Origin of the sequence: Alicyclobacillus pomorum DSM 14955 (genome assembly GCF_000472905.1) — a bacterium.
Classification (GTDB): domain Bacteria; phylum Bacillota; class Bacilli; order Alicyclobacillales; family Alicyclobacillaceae; genus Alicyclobacillus_A; species Alicyclobacillus_A pomorum.
Window position 1 is genome coordinate 328,423 of sequence record NZ_AXAR01000001.1, and the last position, 17,469, is coordinate 345,891.

Here is a 17,469-nt window from a genome sequence, read left to right on the forward strand (position 1 = left end):
GAGTTCATGTGATGCAGAGCCAAATCTATCGAGTCAAAGGGATGTCGTGCGCTCACTGCAAGCAGGCCGTAGAGAGCGCGCTCGAAGATGTTCCAGGCGTACGAAGCGCCTTGGCCAATGTCGAGACCGGTGAAGTTGTCGTCGAATCGGATACCCCGGTGGCTGTCGACGTCATTCGCGCAGCCATTGAAGAAGCCGGATATGAGTTCGTGGTCTAATCCATCCGAATGGGCATGAACGAGGCCATCGCGAGGACCTGCCAACTGCAGGTCCGTCTTTATGTATGCCGCGGATGGAGTTGGATAGATATTCCCGTGCGGATTCGGTAAGATGGACGTGGTAATTGCTACATCGATGACGCTGGACACGTCGAGTAGCACCAAGGAGGATACGCGAATGTTACTCGTTCATAGTGTNATTGGCATGGTCACCCTGATTGTCTCCGTGGCCTTGCTCATTTGGAACGGCTTTCGACTGGGGCGTGGCATCCAAGCGGCCAGTTACCGGATGGTGCTGGTGGGGTTGTTGGACTTGCAGGTATTGCTCGGCGTGATTACCTGGGTCATCCATCCACAACCGAGCCGATGGCTGCTCCACCCACTGTTTATGCTGATTGCCGTGGCACTGGGTCATACCATGCTCAAGGACCGCAGGTCGTCGCGAACCCAGTTTCTCGGCTACTTGCTGATTTTCGTACTTCTCATACTGGGTATCTCGGTGCCGTCGCACGTATAAGGCACACGACACAAACCAGACGGTACCAAGGGTTCCGCCAAACTGGGCAGACAAAATCGGCGTCTAATTGGAAACACATGTCATTTTCGCCAACGTGACCACTGCGTATGTGGGTTTTGGGAAAGACTAGGCTTGGTGGTTGAAGTCTCTGGTGAACTGAACGCCGTTTGGCGACTGGCAAGTTGAGTGAGTTTGACGCCGAGTTGCCCTTGCATAGACGTGTTTGGCGCGCGTAGGGCGCCCGTGAGAAAGGACTGGATTTCGGATTGGGTACACAAAGTGAACCGTGGTTCAAACCGTTGGCGGTTGCCATTCGCGCTGCCATCGAAGCGGGAGATTACTTCCGCTCCCGCATTGACAGCGTGGGGGAAGTGAAGACGAAGTCGTCTCCATCTGATTTAGTGACCGACGTGGATCCAGAGTGTGAACGTCGGATTCGCCAGCATATCGCCGAGGCGTTCCCGGAACACGACGTCCTCGGCGAAGAGACGACGGAGCCAGGCTCCGAGGCATCCGCGGAGGCAACCGCAAAAGCAGCCAACGCACAGCACTTGTGGATTGTCGATCCGCTCGACGGGACGACAAATTTCGTTCAAGGTCTTCCTCTGTCCGTCGTATCCATCGCCTATGCCGAGGCAGGCAAGCTCTGTGTCGGCGTCGTCTACGATCCGTACCGACAGGAATTGTTCTACGCTGTCCGCGGCATGGGCGCTTACCGCGTGTCTGCTTCCCAAGCGTCGGATTTTGCAAACGGGCAGTCAACGTCTTTGCCAGGCGAGAAGCTGCAGGTAGCCAACGAAAAGGAACTTCGCGCTTGTGTGGTGGCCACCGGCGTTCCGACACGAGGCGAAGCGCGTGCGTGGACAACCGAGGCGGCCTTCAAAATGGTCGGCAAGGTGAAGAGCTTCCGCGCTCTGGGGGCGGCTGCCCTGCAATTGGCCTACGTGGCAGCGGGACGGTTGGATGCGTTCTGGGAGTACGACTTAAATGCCTGGGACTTGGCAGCCGGTGTCCTTCTCATTTCAGAGGCAGGTGGTATTGTTCGGGAAATCGGCGGGAAACCGTACCACCTGGGCGTGCGCAACGTCGTGGCGGCCGGACGCGACGACGTGGTAGAGGGCATTGACGCCGCTGTACAAATTCCGGACGCGCTAAGGGGATGACCATCGAATGACGAATCAAACGGTTTCAGAAGTATCTCATCAACGTGCGCTTCAGCGCATTGAGGAAATCTCACAATTGGCGGTCTACCGCAACCGCCCGGTCGCTCTGTATACAGATCTGTACCAACTGACAATGATGTACGGCCATTATCAGGCCGGGCGCCATCGCCAGCGCGTGGTGTTCGACCTCTTTTATCGTAAGAACCCAAGTCAGAACGGATACGTCATCGCTGCAGGGCTAGAGCAGGTCGTTTGGTATTTGCACCACTTGCATTTCGATGACGCGCAGATTGAGTACCTCAAAAGCTTGAACATGTTTAGCGACGCATTCCTTGAGGAGTTGCGGTCGTTTCGCTTTACCGGCGACCTGTACGCCGTTCCGGAGGGCACCATTGTCTTCCCGCAGGAACCAATACTGCGGGTGGAGGGACCGTTGTTTGAAGTTCAGCTGATTGAGTCGGCGCTGTTATCGTTCGTCAATCACCAGAGTTTGATTGCCACGAAGACACAGCGAATTGTGGATGCGGCGAAGAGTGGGGGATCGCAAGGACCTGTCATAGAAATGGGATTGCGGCGGGCGCAGAATATGGATGCGGCGGTGTTTGGGGCTCGGGCGTCGTTCATCGGCGGCTGTATCGCCACGAGCAATGTCCTGGCAGGACAGTGTTTTGGGATTCCCGTGTCGGGAACGCAAGGGCACGCTTGGATTCAGAGCTTCCCGTCAGAACTGGACGCGTTCCGGGCATACTACCGTGCATTTCCGGACCACACCGTGTTGCTTGTGGACACCTACGACGTTTTGCGCAGTGGCGTTCCCAATGCCATTACCGTGGCGAAGGAAATGGAACAAGACGGGAAGCGACTGCAGGGTATTCGCATTGACAGTGGTGATCTCGCCTATCTCTCGAAACAGGCGCGAGCGATGCTTGACGATGCGGGATTGCATTACGTGAAGATTGTTGCGTCGTCAGATCTCGACGAGTGGACGATACGCGACCTGATTATGCAGAAGGCGAAAATTGACAGCTGGGGTGTCGGCACCAAGCTGATTACGAGCTACGACCACCCGTCGCTCGGCGGCGTCTACAAGCTCGCGGCGCAGGAAGCAAACGGCCGGTTGGAGCCGCGCATCAAGATATCCGAGAATGCAGAGAAGGTGACCAATCCGGGGAAGAAGAAAGTACTGCGCTTGCTGGTGGATGGGGTGGCATCGGCGGATCTGATTGCGCTTGACGACGAGCAATTCAACCCAGCGGAACCGCTGGAACTGTTTGATCCCGTCCACACGTACAAGCGCAAGGTGATTCAGAACTACGAGATTCAAGAACTGTTGGTGCCTGTGTTTGTGGGCGGTAAGCTGGTCTACGAATTGCCAACGCTCCAGGCGATTCGGGAGACGGTGGTGAAGGGACTATCGCAATTTTCGTCGGAAGTCTTGCGACACGTGAATCCGCATATCCACCACGTGGATCTTTCGCAAAAGTTATGGGATTTGAAGCAATACTTGTTACGTCAATGGCGCCCGCACGCGAAATACAATAAGTAAGAACGGAGGTGCACCAGGATGGAAGTCATCAAGATTGCACCGCGCGGATACTGTTACGGCGTGGTGGACGCCATGGTCCTCGCAAAGCAGGCGGCCGATGACAAATCGTTGCCGCGCCCAATATACATTTTGGGTATGATTGTGCACAACCAGCACGTGGTCGACGCGTTTCGGCGCGAGGGCATCATTACCCTGGATGGCGCCAACCGCCTGGAACTGCTGGAGCAGGTGAAGGAGGGGACGGTCATCTTCACGGCGCACGGCGTCTCTCCCGAAGTGAAGCGGTGCGCACGGGAGCGCGGTTTGCACGTGATTGATGCCACCTGTCCGGACGTGACGAAAACGCACGACTTGATCCGGGAAAAGGTTGCAGACGGTTACGATATCATTTACATTGGGCGGAAAGGTCACCCAGAACCGGAAGGTGCCATGGGGGTCGCGCCAGGTCACGTATTTCTGGTCGAAAATCTGGACGACATTGAAGCGTTGTCGATTGACAACGACAAGATTGCCGTGACCAACCAAACCACCATGAGTCAGTGGGATACCGCGCACCTCATGAACGCTGTCAAAGAGAAGTATCCGCAGGCCGAAATTCACAATGAAATCTGCATGGCGACACAGACCCGCCAGCAGGCAGTGGCAGACCAGGCGAAGGGGGCCGATTTGTGCATTGTCGTCGGTGACCCGCGCAGCAACAATTCCAATCGCCTGGCGCAAGTTGCTGAGGAAATCGCTGGCACAAAGGCGTACCGCGTTGCGGACGTGACTGAGATTCAACGCGAATGGCTAGTGGGTGTCAAGAAGGTGGCCGTCACGGCCGGTGCATCAACACCAACGCCCATCACCAAAGAGGTCATTGAGTACCTGGAACAGTACGAGGAGGATGATCCGACGACGTGGGAACCCGTGCGGACGGTCCGCGCCGATAGGCTTCTGCCGACAACTCGGAAGTCGTGACCCTCGCACCTGTGCCACAGACGCTTACGACAGTCATTGTCGGTGAGAAGACGCCGTTACTGTAGGGAGAGTTGGCTTTGCTCGTATTGTTACTGATTCTCTTACTCGTCATTGCGATTGTTTGCACGTGGCTGCGAAGAAAATACGTCAAGTGGTTGTTTACGTTGTTGGCCGTGTTGTTTTGGATTGCTTTCCTGGCGTTGCTTGGATTTGTGATTGGATACTCGGTGGGGCAACACGGGTTTCAGGTGCTCAAGGTTTGACTATAGTTCACATATGCGATTCTCGAATGGAACAGTAAGTCCCCCTGTCACTGTCATTGGCAGGGGGACTTACTTTTTTGCAACGGGAATCGGGAAACACACCAGGCGTTTTGCAAGTCACTAATGAGAGATTGGTTCAGCGCAATACATAGTGTTTCCGGCTGTAGGGAAACACAACATTTAAATGTGCTGAACCAATTCAGGTGGGAACTTGCAAAACGCAAGGGACATCGAAACGTGCTCAACCCATTCAAACAGAAATTTGCAAAACGAAAGCAACATCAAATGCTGCAAAATCTTCCGTTAAGCGCGTCACTGAGAATGCGTGTATAATAGACGGCGGATTGTTACCTTTTTTCTTGCTGTGAAGAAACGGAGGCTTAGTACATGGAGCAGTTGATGCGTTCGTTGTTCTTGTCGATGGCACAGAATCGCGCTGCAAACCGATGGGCGAAACGTTACGGATTGAGGCTGGGTGCACAGCGATTTGTGGCAGGCGAGACCATTGACGACGCCATTCGTGTTGTGCGTACGCTCAACCAGCAGGGTATGACAGTCACCCTGGACCACTTGGGCGAGTTCGTGAATGATGAATCTGAGGCAAACGAGGCCGCCGACTATTGCGTAAGGACGCTGGAGGCAATTCATGCGTCCGGTGTGGATGCGTCTCTCTCATTGAAAATGACGCAGACGGGACTCGATATCAGCCGCGAATTGTGCATGAGCAACATGCGGCGGATTCTCGATGTCGCCAAGAAGTATGGACTGCTTGTCACTATTGATATGGAAGACTTTTCGCATTGCCAAATCACGCTGGATATTTTGGACGAATTGCGTAAGGACTACGACAATGTTGGCACAGTCATCCAGGCCTACCTGTACCGCAGCCTTGAGGATGTACAGCGGCTGGGCGCTGAGGGCGTACATCTGCGCATTGTGAAAGGCGCCTATAAGGAACCTCCTGAAGTCGCGTTCCCTGACAAGGCGGATGTGGACGCCAACTACATTAAATTGATGGAAGCGCAATTGTTGAGCAAAGGATTTACGGCGATTGCCACGCACGACGAAAAGATGATTGAACACGCAAAATCGTTTATTGCAAAGCACAATATTCCGAAGGAAAAATACGAATTTCAGATGCTTTACGGTATTCGTACCAATTTGCAGCAGCAGTTGGTCAGAGAGGGGTATCCGATGCGCGTGTACGTCCCGTACGGAAATGATTGGTACGGCTACTTTATGCGACGTCTCGCGGAACGTCCAGCCAACGTTGGATTCGTATTGAAAGGAATGTTCAATTAAGGCAAGAAACACGCAATTTTTGCATCGTCATCATGCACGTGCCCCGAGGTGGCTTTGGGGCACGTTTTATATTTTATTCTGCCTCTGTTGTTCAATGACTCCGTGGTAGTAGGTGGTGAGCTGGGGATACGCTTCAAGCCCCTGGCGACCGGATTCCGTCAATGCGTAGACGCCCTTTTTCACGCGACGAAACCATCCGTACACGTTATTCGCAAGGATGGATTGGGTCTTGTCTCCGGTTCCAAGTGCGCGTAGCGCTTTTGGCGACAGTGGGCCATAAACCGCGAGACACGTTGCGATAAACAGGGCCTGTTCCCGGTATGCCGTGAGCAGCGGTTGGCGGGTGCTGCCGCCCGTGTTGTAATCCAGGGATCGGCCTGAGATTTCGCGGAGGATGGCCTGCACCTGTCTGGTTTGGCGACGGCGCACAAACGGACGGGGATGTTCCACGACTTGCACGCGGTCCTTTGGAGGTAGTGGGGACTCGAGGGTGACGAACATTAGACCCAATTCGAGTCGGCGGAGAAGGTGCCGAGTGTCTCTCCACTTGGATATTGCCACATTTTTGCGTGGTCTTGGTACGGCCACATAGACGGTGTCGGTCAATTTCTGCCGCTTGACGGCCTGGACGAGTACATCTACGTTCAAGCTTTTTTTCATTTCTATGATGAGCAAGTTGCCTTCGCGAACGGCTGCAATGTCGCAATGGTGCACTTCACTTCGGACGGTATACCCTTGTTCCTCTAGAAATGCGCGCAACGGTAAGTACATATCTGCTTCTCGAAACAAGCGGGTCATCAGGTCACGCGCCTTTCATTCGGAATGCCTCGGGACTATTGTATCGCATACGGATGGGCTCGAACGTATACCTGTGGAAAGTCCAACCAGAGACGGAAATGCACCGGATGTCGAATTGTGACGAAATATTTCTCCAAATTTATCTTGCTAAAAAGAAAATTGCTCTCATATAATGGGGGCGTACCCACCTACGTCTTCAGCAACTGTCTCCTGACCCTCACAACTCCACGATATCGCGCACCGAGAATTCGCAGTGATAGGGCCAAACACGGGGGTGTGATTCAGAAGATTCGGTATGTATTTCTGGAGGAGGGAGTTTATGCGCAATGCATGGCTCGTTGCAGGCGCCGCCGTGATGGCATCCGGAATTCCGTTCTTCGGTACCGTTGCCGAAGCAGGAACAGCGCAGGGGAGCCCACCCACGACTGCTGAGACAATGCACGCTCGGTATCCGGATCAGAATCCCGGAGCCAATCCGGATAATCCAGCGTCCTATCCGTTTCTGCCCCCCGGACAAGTCGTGCCCCATCTTGCAGGTCGGACCGCCAATCCGCAGCCGGTTGGACAAGACTTGGCACTGAATCGTCCCTACATCATTACCGCACAAATTCCGGACTCCTATTGGCACAACATGGAGCAGTCCAACTACCCGGATCAAGGGCAGCTGACGAACGGGAAGATGGCCACCCTTAACTTTAAAGATCCGCAGTGGGTGGGTTTGGCATACCAGTATGTCCACGACATCACCGTGGATCTCGGACAAGTCGAGAACATCAAAGGGTGTTCGCTCGACTTCTTGCAAGATCTCGGTGCGGGCATCGTGTTTCCGGACAGCGTGACCTACTACGTGTCGCAAGACGGAAAGAACTGGGCGCCCGTCGGCGCCGTGCCCTCTTCCCAAGGCGCTGGGGATTTCACACCGCAGACGCAAGCTTTTGAACGTTCCGGGATCAATGTCAACGCACGGTATGTCCGCGCCGAGTTTACCAACAAGATTTGGGGATTCATCGACCAGTTTGAAGTGTACGGCAACCCCACGCCAGATCCACGCGCCGAGACACCGCATGGTCATCCGACGGTGACGTGGCAAACGGGCTACTTGAGGGCCAGCAGCCCGGCGACCGGTGGCATCCATAACATGCTGCTCTGCTACACGGACGGGTATGGGCCACTCGGCACCTGGCAGGTCAGCGACTTCTTGCCGATGGTGGCCAACGAGGACGCATCGGGTCATGCCCGCGGCCCCATGTACGATGGATTCCTCTTCAGTAATTATAGCTTGAGCACGTCGGAGGACGCATGGAACAGTTGGCTTAAAGACCTGTTCTCACCGGGGGTTCAGTTGTCCGCGCTGGATCAGGCTGTGTCGCAGTACAAGGCGCAATTGAAAAAGGAGCAGAGCGCTCGTCTTCCAGGGCTGTGGCCGGACGGCAAAGTCAAGGTGGTCGTTACGATTCCGACCATCCAAGACACGAGCAATTTCGGACCTGTCGGGAACGACAGTTCGCTCGACCTGAATCCACAGGATGTAGGGCAGCAGAAGGCGCTTGAAAACAAACTGAAAGCCGTCCAGTGGTACATACAACAGACAATGCGCGACTTTCAGCAGGCAAAGTTTCAAAACCTCGAGCTGGCCGGTTTCTATTGGCAACCTGAATCGCTCAACGTCACAAAACCGGAGGACGCAGCGCTGGTCAAAGGGACGTCTGAGTTGGTTCACCAAGCTTGGATGCGGTTCTACTGGATCCCGTTCTACGGAGCGGTCGGGTTGACCGAATGGCGGAAGCTTGGCTTCGATGCTGTGATGGTCCAGCCCAACGTTTCGTTCAATTGGGATATGCCGCCCGGGCCCCGCTTCGAGTCCGTGGCGCAGTTCGCAAAGACGTACGGGACGGGGGTTGAGATAGAGGCGCACTGGGACGTGATGTCGAGTGACTCGAGCCTGGCCCAGACCGCGCAGAATCGCTACTTTGATTACTTCACGGCTGGTCATTTGCTCGGGTTCGAAGACAATGTGATGAACAGCTACTACGAGAATTCGAAAACGCTGGTCACGGCGTACGCTGACCAGACGCCCTTCTACCATCGGGTGTACGACGACACAAACCAATTTATTGACAGGTTGTGGGACGGTACACAGTACACCCAATGAGGTTCGGGAACAGTCAGGTCTATGGGATACGCACAGAGTTGAATGGAGAAAGGGGTATGTAACGTGAAGAGCAGATGGTTGAAAGCGGCATCCGTTGCGATGGTTGGATCCATCTCCACCTTCGGCCTCGTGGCCTGCGGGAACGGGGGTGGTGGCAATAACACGGGCAACAGCGGAGGAACCGTCGAGATTACGTTCTGGCATCCCTGGACGGCAGCGGACCAAGGCCCAATCAATGCTGTAGTCGACGAGTTTAACAAGACGCACAAAGATGTGCACGTCACGGCCATCGGAAACCAGAATAACCAGAAGCAGACCATCGCCTTAGCGGGCGGATCACCCCCGGATATCATCCTGACGGCATCCACCAACATCATTCCGTGGGCGGGTCAAGGGGCGATTGAACCGCTTGATTCGGACATAAAGCAGAGCAACTTCAGCACAGCCCAATTCATTCCAGGGTTGATGACGGACTTGGAGTACAACGGTCATACCTACGCGCTGCCTTACAGCGTGGGGATTGAGAGCGCACTCTTGTACAACAAGAAAGATTTCCAGGCTGCCGGCATCAAGAGTCCGCCCAAGACGCTCAACGAGCTGTACGCTGATGCGCAGAAGCTGACGAAGCGAGACAGCGCTGGGAACATCACGCAAATTGGGTTTATGCCCGATTTTCCGTGGTTCGACCCTGTGTTCTGGCCACTGGTTTTCGGCGGAAAGTTCTACGACCCAGCGGCCAAACAGGTCACACCGACGGATCCAGCGAACATCCAGGCGTTGGAGTACGAGCGCAAATTCTATCAACTGTATGGCGCCAACCAGATGAACAAGTTCAAATCCGGCTTCGGCAAGCTCGGCACGCCGAACGATCCGCTCGTGACCGGCCAGCTGGCGATGGAGATGGGGTGGGACTACACGGACGCACAGTACAGGGGCGATAATGGCCCCATCGGCGTGGCTCCGTTCCCGTATCCGGACGGCCATCCTGAACTCGCCGGCGCCGGCCTGATGGGTTCCGACGCGGTGTTCATCCCAGCAAAGTCCAAGCATAAGCAGGCTGCGTGGGAGTTTCTGCAGTGGATGGTGGGCGAGAAGCCGCAAATTCTGTTCTCCAAGGAAGGAAACTCCATCCCATCGGTCACGGCGGCGTTGACCGATCCATCGTTGGTCGATGATCCGAAGATGAAAGTGATGGATCCGTTCTTCAAAATGGCATCCAGTCATAATTTGGGTGCCTTCCCTGCAAGCACATACGCGGCGAAGTATGCCCAGGCACTGATTGACGAAGGGCAGAAGGTATTGCTTGGACAGGAAAGCGCGGCGGCTGCGATGGCGCAGGTCAAGCAGCAGATTCAACCGCTCGTCGGCCAAGGGAACTAGGTCGGCGATGTGCAACGCACACGGTATCTCGTCCTGCTGAACCAAGCCATCGGACTGTTGCAAATCGCTTAGGTATTTACCACCGCTCAGGCGTGTATCGGACCAGGCGAAATGGGGTGCCGCAGCAGCCCATTTCGCGGCGTTCTGCACGTCTGTGGGATGAGCATGGCGGCGGCGCCTTACAACGTCAGAAGGTTCTCGCGATACCGAAGGAGTGGCAGTATGAGCGCAAGCACAGTGAATGCGAACTTGTTGGGAATCCGCAGCCGGCGACGCAAGGCCTTGTTGGTTGGTTTGTTATTCGCGAGCCCCTGGATCCTAGGCTTTTTGATCTTTCAACTCTACCCCATTCTCATCTCGTTTTACTACAGCTTGACCGATTATCATTTGATGTCGGCTCCGCATTTTACGGGATTGAAGAATTACCAGGACCTGTTTCGGGATCCAAAGTTCTATCAGTCTCTGTACAATACCATCTACATCACCATTTTCGGCTTTGTGCCGCAGCTGGCGTTCTCGTTATTTATCGCGTTGTTGCTGAACATGAACGTAAAAGGGCAATCCATCTACCGTACCATCTTTTTCTTGCCGACCATTGTACCGCTCGTTGCCAGTTCCTTGCTGTGGATGTGGCTACTGAATGGTGAGCACGGGCTTGTGAACGAAATCTTGCGGAGTCTAGGGATGGGGCAACCGGCTTGGCTGGCTGATCCCAACTGGACGAAACCAGCCTTAATCTTGATGGGGTTCTGGGGAACCGGAATTGGTACGGTGATGTACCTTGCGGCACTACAGGACGTGCCGCGCGAGTACTACGAGGCGGCGGCAATTGACGGGGCCGGACCGTGGCAGCGGTTCTGGAAAATTACGTTCCCTTCGATTTCGCCGATGACGCTCTTTCAATTGATTACAGGGTTGATTGGTTCGTTCCAATATTTCACGCAAGCGTACGTATTTGCGAACGATCCGAACAACATCGGTGGACCCGGCGGCTCGATGTTGTTCTATGCCACTTATCTCTACCAGCAAGCGTTTTCGTTCCTCGACATGGGGTACGCTTCAGCAATGGCGTGGGTGCTCTTCGTCATTGTCCTGGTCCTCACGATTCTGGTGTTTCGCACTTCCGCGAGATGGGTGTACTACGGAGGCGAAAAGTGATGAATCCACAGCTTGCAGATCTGTTCGAGGCCCAACCAGCAAACCCCCCAATGCGTTGGAGCGTTGTGTTCCGGAGGCGCATTCTCCCACACGTGCCACTTGTCCTGGTAGGAATCCTGTTCCTGATGCCGTTCGCCTGGTTGGTCGTGACGTCTGTGGAGACGGACCAGGAGATTTTTTCTTCGCACCCTGTCTTTTTCCCACACGTGTTGCAGTGGTCCAATTATGCGCAGGCCGTTCAGGATTTTCCCTTTCTGCAATACACGTACAATACCTTGTATATCGCGTTTTTCTCCATCATTGGACAGGTCATCTCTTGCCCGCTGGTCGCCTATTCTTTTTCCCGTTTGCGCTATCCGGGCCGCACGTTCTTGTTCTTTCTCATGATGTCGACCATGATTCTGCCGTCCCAGGTGACGATGGTCCCGGTATACGTCATGTGGAACAAGATGGGCTTAATCAACACGTTTTGGCCGCTCATCATTCCGCATTTTTTCGGTTCCGCGATGTACATCTTCCTGCTCCGGCAGTTCTTCATGTCCATTCCATTTGAATTGTCGGAGGCGGCCAAGATTGACGGTGCCTCAGAGTTTCGCATCTTTACTCAAATTATGATCCCTCTGGCAAAGCCGGCCATGTATACGGTGATCCTGTTTCAGTTCCTGGCGAGTTGGAGCGATTTCATGGGTCCGTTGATTTATCTGAACGATCCGACCAAGTGGACGCTCTCCATTGGACTGCAGTCGTTCATCGGGGATCACAGCGTCCAATGGGGACTGCTGATGGCAGCCTCCACGTTATTCACCTTGCCCATCATTGTGCTGTACTTCTTTGTACAGAGAAGGTTCATCCAGGGGATCACGCTGACCGGCATCAAGTAAGGGAGCCGAAGGAACCTGCCCAATCGGTAGGGAAAGGGGCAGATCAGATGGAAGCGACGGAGATCCGGCAGGCGCGGACATGGGCTGAACGGGAATCGTGTCTCATGTTTTGGAGCAGCGTGTTTCCGGAAGATGCTTCGTATTTTGCTGAGCGGTTGGCTGCCGAGGCGGACTGCGGTCTTGAGACGACCTGGCTGGCGTTGGTGGACGGGCAGATGGTGTCGGCCGCTCAGGTGTTTCCGTATTGGGCACGGCTCGGCAAGGCGAGCGTGCGAATGGGCGGCATCGGCAATGTGGCGACCAGGCCCGACTACCGCGGCCGCGGTCTGGCACGAGCCATCTTGAACGCCCAGATCCATTGGATGTCTGAGAACGGTTTCGCGGTTTCCGCCTTGTACACCGGGATTCCGGATTTCTATGAGGCGCTTGGTTGGCGCATCGCGCCCCGCGAGATGCTGGTCGTGGAAGGACCGGCGTTGGCGACGTTGGCCGCGGAACCATCGGCGCCGTACGAGGTGAACCCATATCGGGCATCGGACGCGGAGGAGGTCTGCCGCCTCTACGAGGCGTTCAACGCAGGCCGTCCCGGGTCCCGCATCCGTGAACTTCCCTACGCACAGGCCAGTTTTGACCGGACCGTGCGGCGGGGGACGTTTTTGCTCGCCCGGCGCAACGGGCGGTTGGCTGGCTATGTACGCGCCGTGCCCGGTCCGGAGAAGACGGTACGGGTCTGTGAGTTGTGCTATGCGGAGGGAGAGGAGTCGGCGGCGCCCTGCTTGGTGCAGCAGCTTGCGCGCCGGTCGGAGGGGCTGGAGCGCCTGGAAATCGGTGTGCCGGCTGACCACCACCTGTGGGCCTGGGTTTCACGTGGGATGGCAGCCGTCAAGCCGATGAACGATGTGATGTGTCGCATTGTCGACCCAGTGCGGCTCATGGCGGCCTGGCGGGAATCGGGGTTCGGCGACACGGTGACGGATTCCTCGGATGATACGGCAGCGTTGGCGGCGTTGTTGCTGGCGGGCGCGCGGCCCAGCCATGGGTGTGCTGCTGGCGGCGCCCTCCGTATGGCTGAGCTTCGGGCTATCAGTGCCTGCCCGCCCATGTTGTGGGAGAGTGATGCGTATTGAAGATGACGGCCATTGAAGCGTTTCCGGTTCGACTGCCGCTGCGCCGGCCGTTCGCGACTTCTGGTGGCGTGGTGGGCGACATGGCGTCCGGCGCTCCGCACGTGTATGTCCGAGTTACGGCGAGCGACGGCAGTGTCGGCTGGGGAGAAGCGCGGCCGAGCCCGCGCTGGAGCTACGAGACGCTGGAATCCGTGGTGACCACGATTCGCCGCTATATCGCCCCCGCGTTGCTCGGTCAATCCGTCCTCTCCAGCACGGAAATCCTGCGCGCCATGGACGCGGAGATTGCGCCCGGTCCCGGCGGTGGGCAACCGATTGCAAAAGCGGCCATCGATACGGCGGTACACGACCTTCTCGCGCGGCGCCAGCGTGTGCCCTTGTGTGCGCTGTGGGGGACGGCACCGCGAGCGGCCATCCGTTTGTCTTACCTCATCAGCACCAAGGATGCGGCGGATGCGGAAGCGATGGCGAAAGCCGCCAGGGAAGCTGGATATCAGGGCATTGACTTGAAAATCGGGTTTGGCTTGCAGGTGGACGAAGCTTTGTTGGAAGCCGTGGCCCCGTACGCGAAAGACCTGTTCTTCCGCGTCGACGCCAACCAGGCATACACACTGCCCGAGGCCATCGCGATGGCCCGGCGGATGGGCCGCCTTGGTGTCAGCGTGTTCGAACAACCGCTGGCCGCACTGGACTGGCTCGGCCATGCCGAACTGCGGCGCAAGGTGGACGTCCCTGTGGCTTTGGACGAGGGTATTTGGGACGCGATGATGCTGTTGCAAGCGATTCGTCTGGAGGCGTGCGACGCAGTGGTTGTGAAGTTGACAAAAATGGGCGGCCTCGCGCGCGCCAGGCTGTGCGGCGAACTGGCCCGGGAGGCCGGGCTTGGCTTGCTGGGCGGCGGATTGACCGAATCTAGCCTGGGCCTCGTTGCCAGCGCACACTTGTTTCACGCGCTGGGGATAGAAGACCCGGTGGATCTCAACGGCCCGTTCTTCCTCGCAGATGACCCAATTGACCGAAAGCCGATTGTGCTCGACGGGTCAGCGCAACTGCCGGAGGGCGAGGGACTTGGCTGCACGGTGGTGATGGAGCGGTTGCGGCGCTTTGCAGTGCCGCCGGAACCGATGTAACGAACTGGGATGGGAGGCAGACGGAATATGGCGAAGTTCCCGCGGGAGAGGGTTCGGTTCGGCATCGTGGGTTGCGGTGTGGTATCTCACTTGCATGCGGAAGCGCTTAAGGCGTGCCCGATGACGGAATTGGTCGCTGTCGCGGATGTCGACCGGGATCGGGCGGGGCGGTTTGCAGTGGAACACGGTGTGCCCCGCGTCTATACGGATTTCCGTGAGCTTTTGGCCGAGCGCAAGGTCGATGCGGTATGTGTGTGTACTCCGAGTGGCATGCACGGGGACATTGTACTGGCGGCAGCGGAAGCCCGAAAGCATGTGCTCTGCGAAAAACCGTTAGAAATCCGCGCGGAGCGGATGACCGCGATGATTGAGGCCTGTCGCCGGGCTGGGGTCAAGCTTGGCGCCGTCTACCAGCGGCGTGCCTTGCCGCTTGTCGAGCAAGTGAAACGCGCCATTGACCGCGGCGAACTCGGAAAGCTCGTGTTGTGTGACGCGTCACTCAAGTATTATCGCCATCAGTCGTACTACGACAGCGCTGGTTGGCGCGGCACCTGGGCGATGGACGGGGGTGGCGCCTTAATGAACCAGGGAGTCCACGGCGTCGACATGATTCAATGGCTGGCTGGCGGGGTCGTGTCCGTATTTGGGAAAGCATCGGCGCTTGCCCGCCGCATTGAGGTGGAGGACACGGCAGTGGCGGTCGTCCGCTACCGAAACGGGGCCCTCGGCGTCATTGAAGCGGCGACGACGGTATACCCAGAGCGTAACACTCGCTTCGAGATCCACGGTGAACGCGGGACCATTGTGTTTGACGACAGCGGGCTCCTCGAGTGGTGCGTACAGGGTAGCGAGGCTGCCCCTGGCACAGTCGATACGCCGTCCATCTCGGGGGTCGGTTCCTATGGTCACTATCGCTTCGTAGAAGACATGGCGCAGGCGATTGTGGAGGATAGACAACCGCTCGTGCCTGGTGAAGAGGCACGCAAAGCGGTGGACATCACTCTGGCCATCTACGAATCATCCCAGACGGGTCGTGAGGTCTTCCTGTAATCTGCGGACGCGGTCATTTCGTCTTCCGTGACCGCGTCCATCCAGTGACAGGGCGTCAATCGATGCTCCACAGGCCGCCGTGGAAACGCACCGTCCGCGTCCAGTCATCGAGCCACCGTTCGTCCCGGTGATCGCGAATGCGGAGCACGATACTGTTCCGACCGATGTCTAACCAACGAGACTGGGGCGTGTCGCCGAATGCGCAACCACCGCCGACGAACAGCGTGCCATCCTGGTACACGAGCTGGTCCTTGCGGTCCATACGGCAGTGGGTGTGTCCGCTCAGGAACAACACGCCCGGACGCTTGCTGAAGATGGAGCGCAGTTCGTCAGACTGCATGCAGGTGTTGGTAGAGTCGGCGACCGTATCGTTAACGGGTTGGTGGAACCAGACCAGGACGGGGCCAGGCGGTGCGTTGAGGAGCCGCTGCTCAAGCCAATGCAGCGTGGCCGGGTGGAGCACGCCGGCGTCCTTCCAATCCGGTCGGTAACCGTCGGTCGATAGGAACACGAGCGACAGCCCGAAACGGCGCACTTCAAAGTGGATGTTGGGCATGCCGGTATGGTGCAGGAATCGCTGTTGCGCAAGGTCATCACTGAAATCGGCATCCTCGTAGAATCCATAGTATTCATGGTTGCCCATCGTGAAATAGTGTTTCGGCCGGCCACAGTGGCGGCGAATGGCGCTCATGGCCAAATCGTAGTCGCGATCCTTCCCGTTGGTCAGGTCCCCGTTACAGACGAAGATGTCGGGGGACTGGCGCGCGGCGTCCTGCAGGGCGCGCTCCAAGTCCGGCACCCACTCCACAGGGGTGAGCGTCTGCTGCCAGGCCATAAAGTGCATGTCGGAGAACACGGCAATACGGCCGGACTGAGATGTCATGAACTGTACCATCCTTTCTCGTTCACATCGTCTTTCGGCCGAGAGACGGCCGTCTGGCCGGAACGGTGTGGAGCTTTGAACTGCCGGACCGGCGTCCTTATAAAAAATTATTCCACCATACCAAACAAAAAGAAAGGATATTTCTTATTTTCTGACGAATAGTCTAGAGCAAGGTAGGTGTGTCAACGGTGACTGAAAGGATTTGAACGCCAAAACATGTCTGGTGGGAGTCTATGAACAAACGGTCGGTATTGGAACGCATCCGAGGCGGGCTCATTGTATCATGCCAGGCGGTGGAGGGAGAACCCCTTCATGGTGCAGACACGATGACGAAGATGGCGCTGGCAGCGAAGATGGGGGGCGCTGTCGGCATTCGGGCGAATGGCGCTGAGGACATTCGCCGAATCAAAGCATGCACCGAACTGCCAGTGATTGGAATTGTCAAGCGCGTCTACGAAGACTCGGAGGTCTATATCACCTCCACCTTGCGCGAAGTCGAAGAGGTGGTGGAGGCTGGTGCCGACATCGTGGCGGTGGACGCGACGATGCGGAGACGACCCGGCAATCTGTCCACATCGGCGTTTCTGGAGCGGGTCAAGCGCGAGTTCCCGGACATCGTCCTCATGGCGGATATCTCCACCCTTGAAGAAGGCATTATGGCGGAACAGTCCGGAGCGGATGTCGTGGCTTCCACCATGGCCGGATACACCGCCTACAGCCGCCCATCTGCGGGGCCAGACCTGGCGCTGGTGGCCAACCTTGTGAACACGCTTACGGTCTCGGTGGTCGCGGAGGGCCGTATCCGGCGCCCAGAGGAGGCGAAAGCCTGTATCGAGCTGGGGTGCTGGGCCGTCGTCGTCGGCTCCGCTATCACGCGGCCACAGGACATTACGCGGGATTTTGTGGAAGAGATTCGGAAAGCGATATCTCGATGAATCGGA

The 17,469-nt window shown here is 56.7% G+C and carries 16 protein-coding genes; 14 read left to right on the forward strand and 2 right to left on the reverse strand.

Annotation, left to right across the window (positions count from 1 at the left end; genetic code table 11):
* Positions 1 to 11 precede the first annotated feature (11 nt).
* The 6 genes from YWK_RS0101525 (at position 12) to YWK_RS0101555 (ending at position 5,969) form a co-directional block, all read left to right on the forward strand.
* Entirely contained in the window at positions 12 to 218 is a 207-nt protein-coding gene (locus tag YWK_RS0101525; RefSeq protein ID WP_026963396.1) for a heavy-metal-associated domain-containing protein, read from the forward strand.
* Between the two features lie 783 nt (positions 219 to 1,001).
* Positions 1,002 to 1,898, forward strand: a complete 897-nt coding sequence (locus YWK_RS0101535) for an inositol monophosphatase family protein (protein ID WP_026963397.1) — start codon at positions 1,002 to 1,004, stop codon at positions 1,896 to 1,898.
* A gap of 7 nt (positions 1,899 to 1,905) precedes the next feature.
* Positions 1,906 to 3,444, forward strand: coding sequence for a nicotinate phosphoribosyltransferase (locus YWK_RS0101540; protein ID WP_084453385.1), 1,539 nt, complete (start codon positions 1,906 to 1,908; stop codon positions 3,442 to 3,444).
* 18 nt (positions 3,445 to 3,462) lie between these two features.
* Positions 3,463 to 4,404, forward strand: coding sequence for a 4-hydroxy-3-methylbut-2-enyl diphosphate reductase (locus YWK_RS0101545; RefSeq protein ID WP_026963399.1), 942 nt, complete (start codon positions 3,463 to 3,465; stop codon positions 4,402 to 4,404).
* Between the two features lie 77 nt (positions 4,405 to 4,481).
* Positions 4,482 to 4,667, forward strand: a complete 186-nt coding sequence (locus YWK_RS0101550; protein WP_026963400.1) for a hypothetical protein — start codon at positions 4,482 to 4,484, stop codon at positions 4,665 to 4,667.
* Between the two features lie 387 nt (positions 4,668 to 5,054).
* Positions 5,055 to 5,969 (forward strand): proline dehydrogenase family protein, encoded by a 915-nt coding sequence (locus YWK_RS0101555; protein WP_026963401.1) that lies wholly within the window; start codon positions 5,055 to 5,057, stop codon positions 5,967 to 5,969.
* 66 nt (positions 5,970 to 6,035) lie between these two features.
* On the opposite strand, the gene YWK_RS0101560 is transcribed toward YWK_RS0101555, so the two are convergent.
* Positions 6,036 to 6,767, reverse strand: coding sequence for a DUF2161 domain-containing phosphodiesterase (locus YWK_RS0101560; protein ID WP_026963402.1), 732 nt, complete (start codon positions 6,765 to 6,767; stop codon positions 6,036 to 6,038).
* Between the two features lie 319 nt (positions 6,768 to 7,086).
* On the opposite strand from YWK_RS0101560, the gene YWK_RS0101565 reads away from it, so the two are divergent.
* The 7 genes from YWK_RS0101565 to YWK_RS0101595 all read left to right on the forward strand — a co-directional run bounded on the left by YWK_RS0101565 (position 7,087) and on the right by YWK_RS0101595 (position 15,645).
* The gene (locus YWK_RS0101565; protein WP_026963403.1) at positions 7,087 to 8,919 is read left to right on the forward strand and encodes a DUF4855 domain-containing protein; all 1,833 of its coding nucleotides are present in this window, start codon (positions 7,087 to 7,089) and stop codon (positions 8,917 to 8,919) included.
* A 63-nt stretch (positions 8,920 to 8,982) separates the two neighbouring features.
* Positions 8,983 to 10,299 (forward strand): ABC transporter substrate-binding protein, encoded by a 1,317-nt coding sequence (locus YWK_RS0101570; RefSeq protein ID WP_026963404.1) that lies wholly within the window; start codon positions 8,983 to 8,985, stop codon positions 10,297 to 10,299.
* Between the two features lie 222 nt (positions 10,300 to 10,521).
* Entirely contained in the window at positions 10,522 to 11,457 is a 936-nt protein-coding gene (locus tag YWK_RS0101575; protein WP_026963405.1) for a carbohydrate ABC transporter permease, read from the forward strand.
* Entirely contained in the window at positions 11,457 to 12,338 is an 882-nt protein-coding gene (locus tag YWK_RS0101580) for an ABC transporter permease subunit (RefSeq protein WP_051374874.1), read from the forward strand. The genes YWK_RS0101575 and YWK_RS0101580 overlap by 1 nt, the downstream gene beginning before the upstream one ends.
* Before the next feature lie 47 nt (positions 12,339 to 12,385).
* Positions 12,386 to 13,465: a GNAT family N-acetyltransferase gene (locus YWK_RS0101585; protein WP_026963407.1), complete on the forward strand. Its 1,080-nt coding sequence runs from the start codon at positions 12,386 to 12,388 to the stop codon at positions 13,463 to 13,465.
* Between the two features lie 2 nt (positions 13,466 to 13,467).
* Entirely contained in the window at positions 13,468 to 14,595 is a 1,128-nt protein-coding gene (locus tag YWK_RS0101590) for a mandelate racemase/muconate lactonizing enzyme family protein (RefSeq protein ID WP_035465781.1), read from the forward strand.
* 27 nt (positions 14,596 to 14,622) lie between these two features.
* Positions 14,623 to 15,645, forward strand: coding sequence for a Gfo/Idh/MocA family protein (locus tag YWK_RS0101595; protein ID WP_026963409.1), 1,023 nt, complete (start codon positions 14,623 to 14,625; stop codon positions 15,643 to 15,645).
* A 55-nt stretch (positions 15,646 to 15,700) separates the two neighbouring features.
* Here YWK_RS0101595 and YWK_RS0101600 read toward each other — a convergent pair whose 3' ends face one another.
* Entirely contained in the window at positions 15,701 to 16,528 is an 828-nt protein-coding gene (locus YWK_RS0101600) for a metallophosphoesterase family protein (protein ID WP_026963410.1), read from the reverse strand.
* A gap of 233 nt (positions 16,529 to 16,761) precedes the next feature.
* Between YWK_RS0101600 and YWK_RS0101605 the strand changes: the two genes are divergently transcribed.
* On the forward strand, positions 16,762 to 17,463 hold the full coding sequence (locus YWK_RS0101605) for an N-acetylmannosamine-6-phosphate 2-epimerase (protein WP_026963411.1): 702 nt from the start codon (positions 16,762 to 16,764) through the stop codon (positions 17,461 to 17,463).
* Positions 17,464 to 17,469 lie beyond the last annotated feature (6 nt).

Bases quoted from the DNA above. Each gene is read 5' to 3' on its own strand.
- YWK_RS0101525 (WP_026963396.1), top strand. From the start codon at position 12: ATGCAGAGCCAAATCTATCGAGTCAAAGGGATGTCGTGCGCTCACTGC.
- YWK_RS0101540 (WP_084453385.1), top strand. From the start codon at position 1,906: ATGACGAATCAAACGGTTTCAGAAGTATCTCATCAACGTGCGCTTCAG.
- YWK_RS0101545 (WP_026963399.1), top strand. From the start codon at position 3,463: ATGGAAGTCATCAAGATTGCACCGCGCGGATACTGTTACGGCGTGGTG.
- YWK_RS0101555 (WP_026963401.1), top strand. From the start codon at position 5,055: ATGGAGCAGTTGATGCGTTCGTTGTTCTTGTCGATGGCACAGAATCGC.
- YWK_RS0101560 (WP_026963402.1), bottom strand. From the start codon at position 6,767: ATGACCCGCTTGTTTCGAGAAGCAGATATGTACTTACCGTTGCGCGCA.
- YWK_RS0101565 (WP_026963403.1), top strand. From the start codon at position 7,087: ATGCGCAATGCATGGCTCGTTGCAGGCGCCGCCGTGATGGCATCCGGA.
- YWK_RS0101575 (WP_026963405.1), top strand. From the start codon at position 10,522: ATGAGCGCAAGCACAGTGAATGCGAACTTGTTGGGAATCCGCAGCCGG.
- YWK_RS0101580 (WP_051374874.1), top strand. From the start codon at position 11,457: ATGAATCCACAGCTTGCAGATCTGTTCGAGGCCCAACCAGCAAACCCC.
- YWK_RS0101585 (WP_026963407.1), top strand. From the start codon at position 12,386: ATGGAAGCGACGGAGATCCGGCAGGCGCGGACATGGGCTGAACGGGAA.
- YWK_RS0101590 (WP_035465781.1), top strand. From the start codon at position 13,468: ATGACGGCCATTGAAGCGTTTCCGGTTCGACTGCCGCTGCGCCGGCCG.
- YWK_RS0101595 (WP_026963409.1), top strand. From the start codon at position 14,623: ATGGCGAAGTTCCCGCGGGAGAGGGTTCGGTTCGGCATCGTGGGTTGC.
- YWK_RS0101600 (WP_026963410.1), bottom strand. From the start codon at position 16,528: ATGACATCTCAGTCCGGCCGTATTGCCGTGTTCTCCGACATGCACTTT.
- YWK_RS0101605 (WP_026963411.1), top strand. From the start codon at position 16,762: ATGAACAAACGGTCGGTATTGGAACGCATCCGAGGCGGGCTCATTGTA.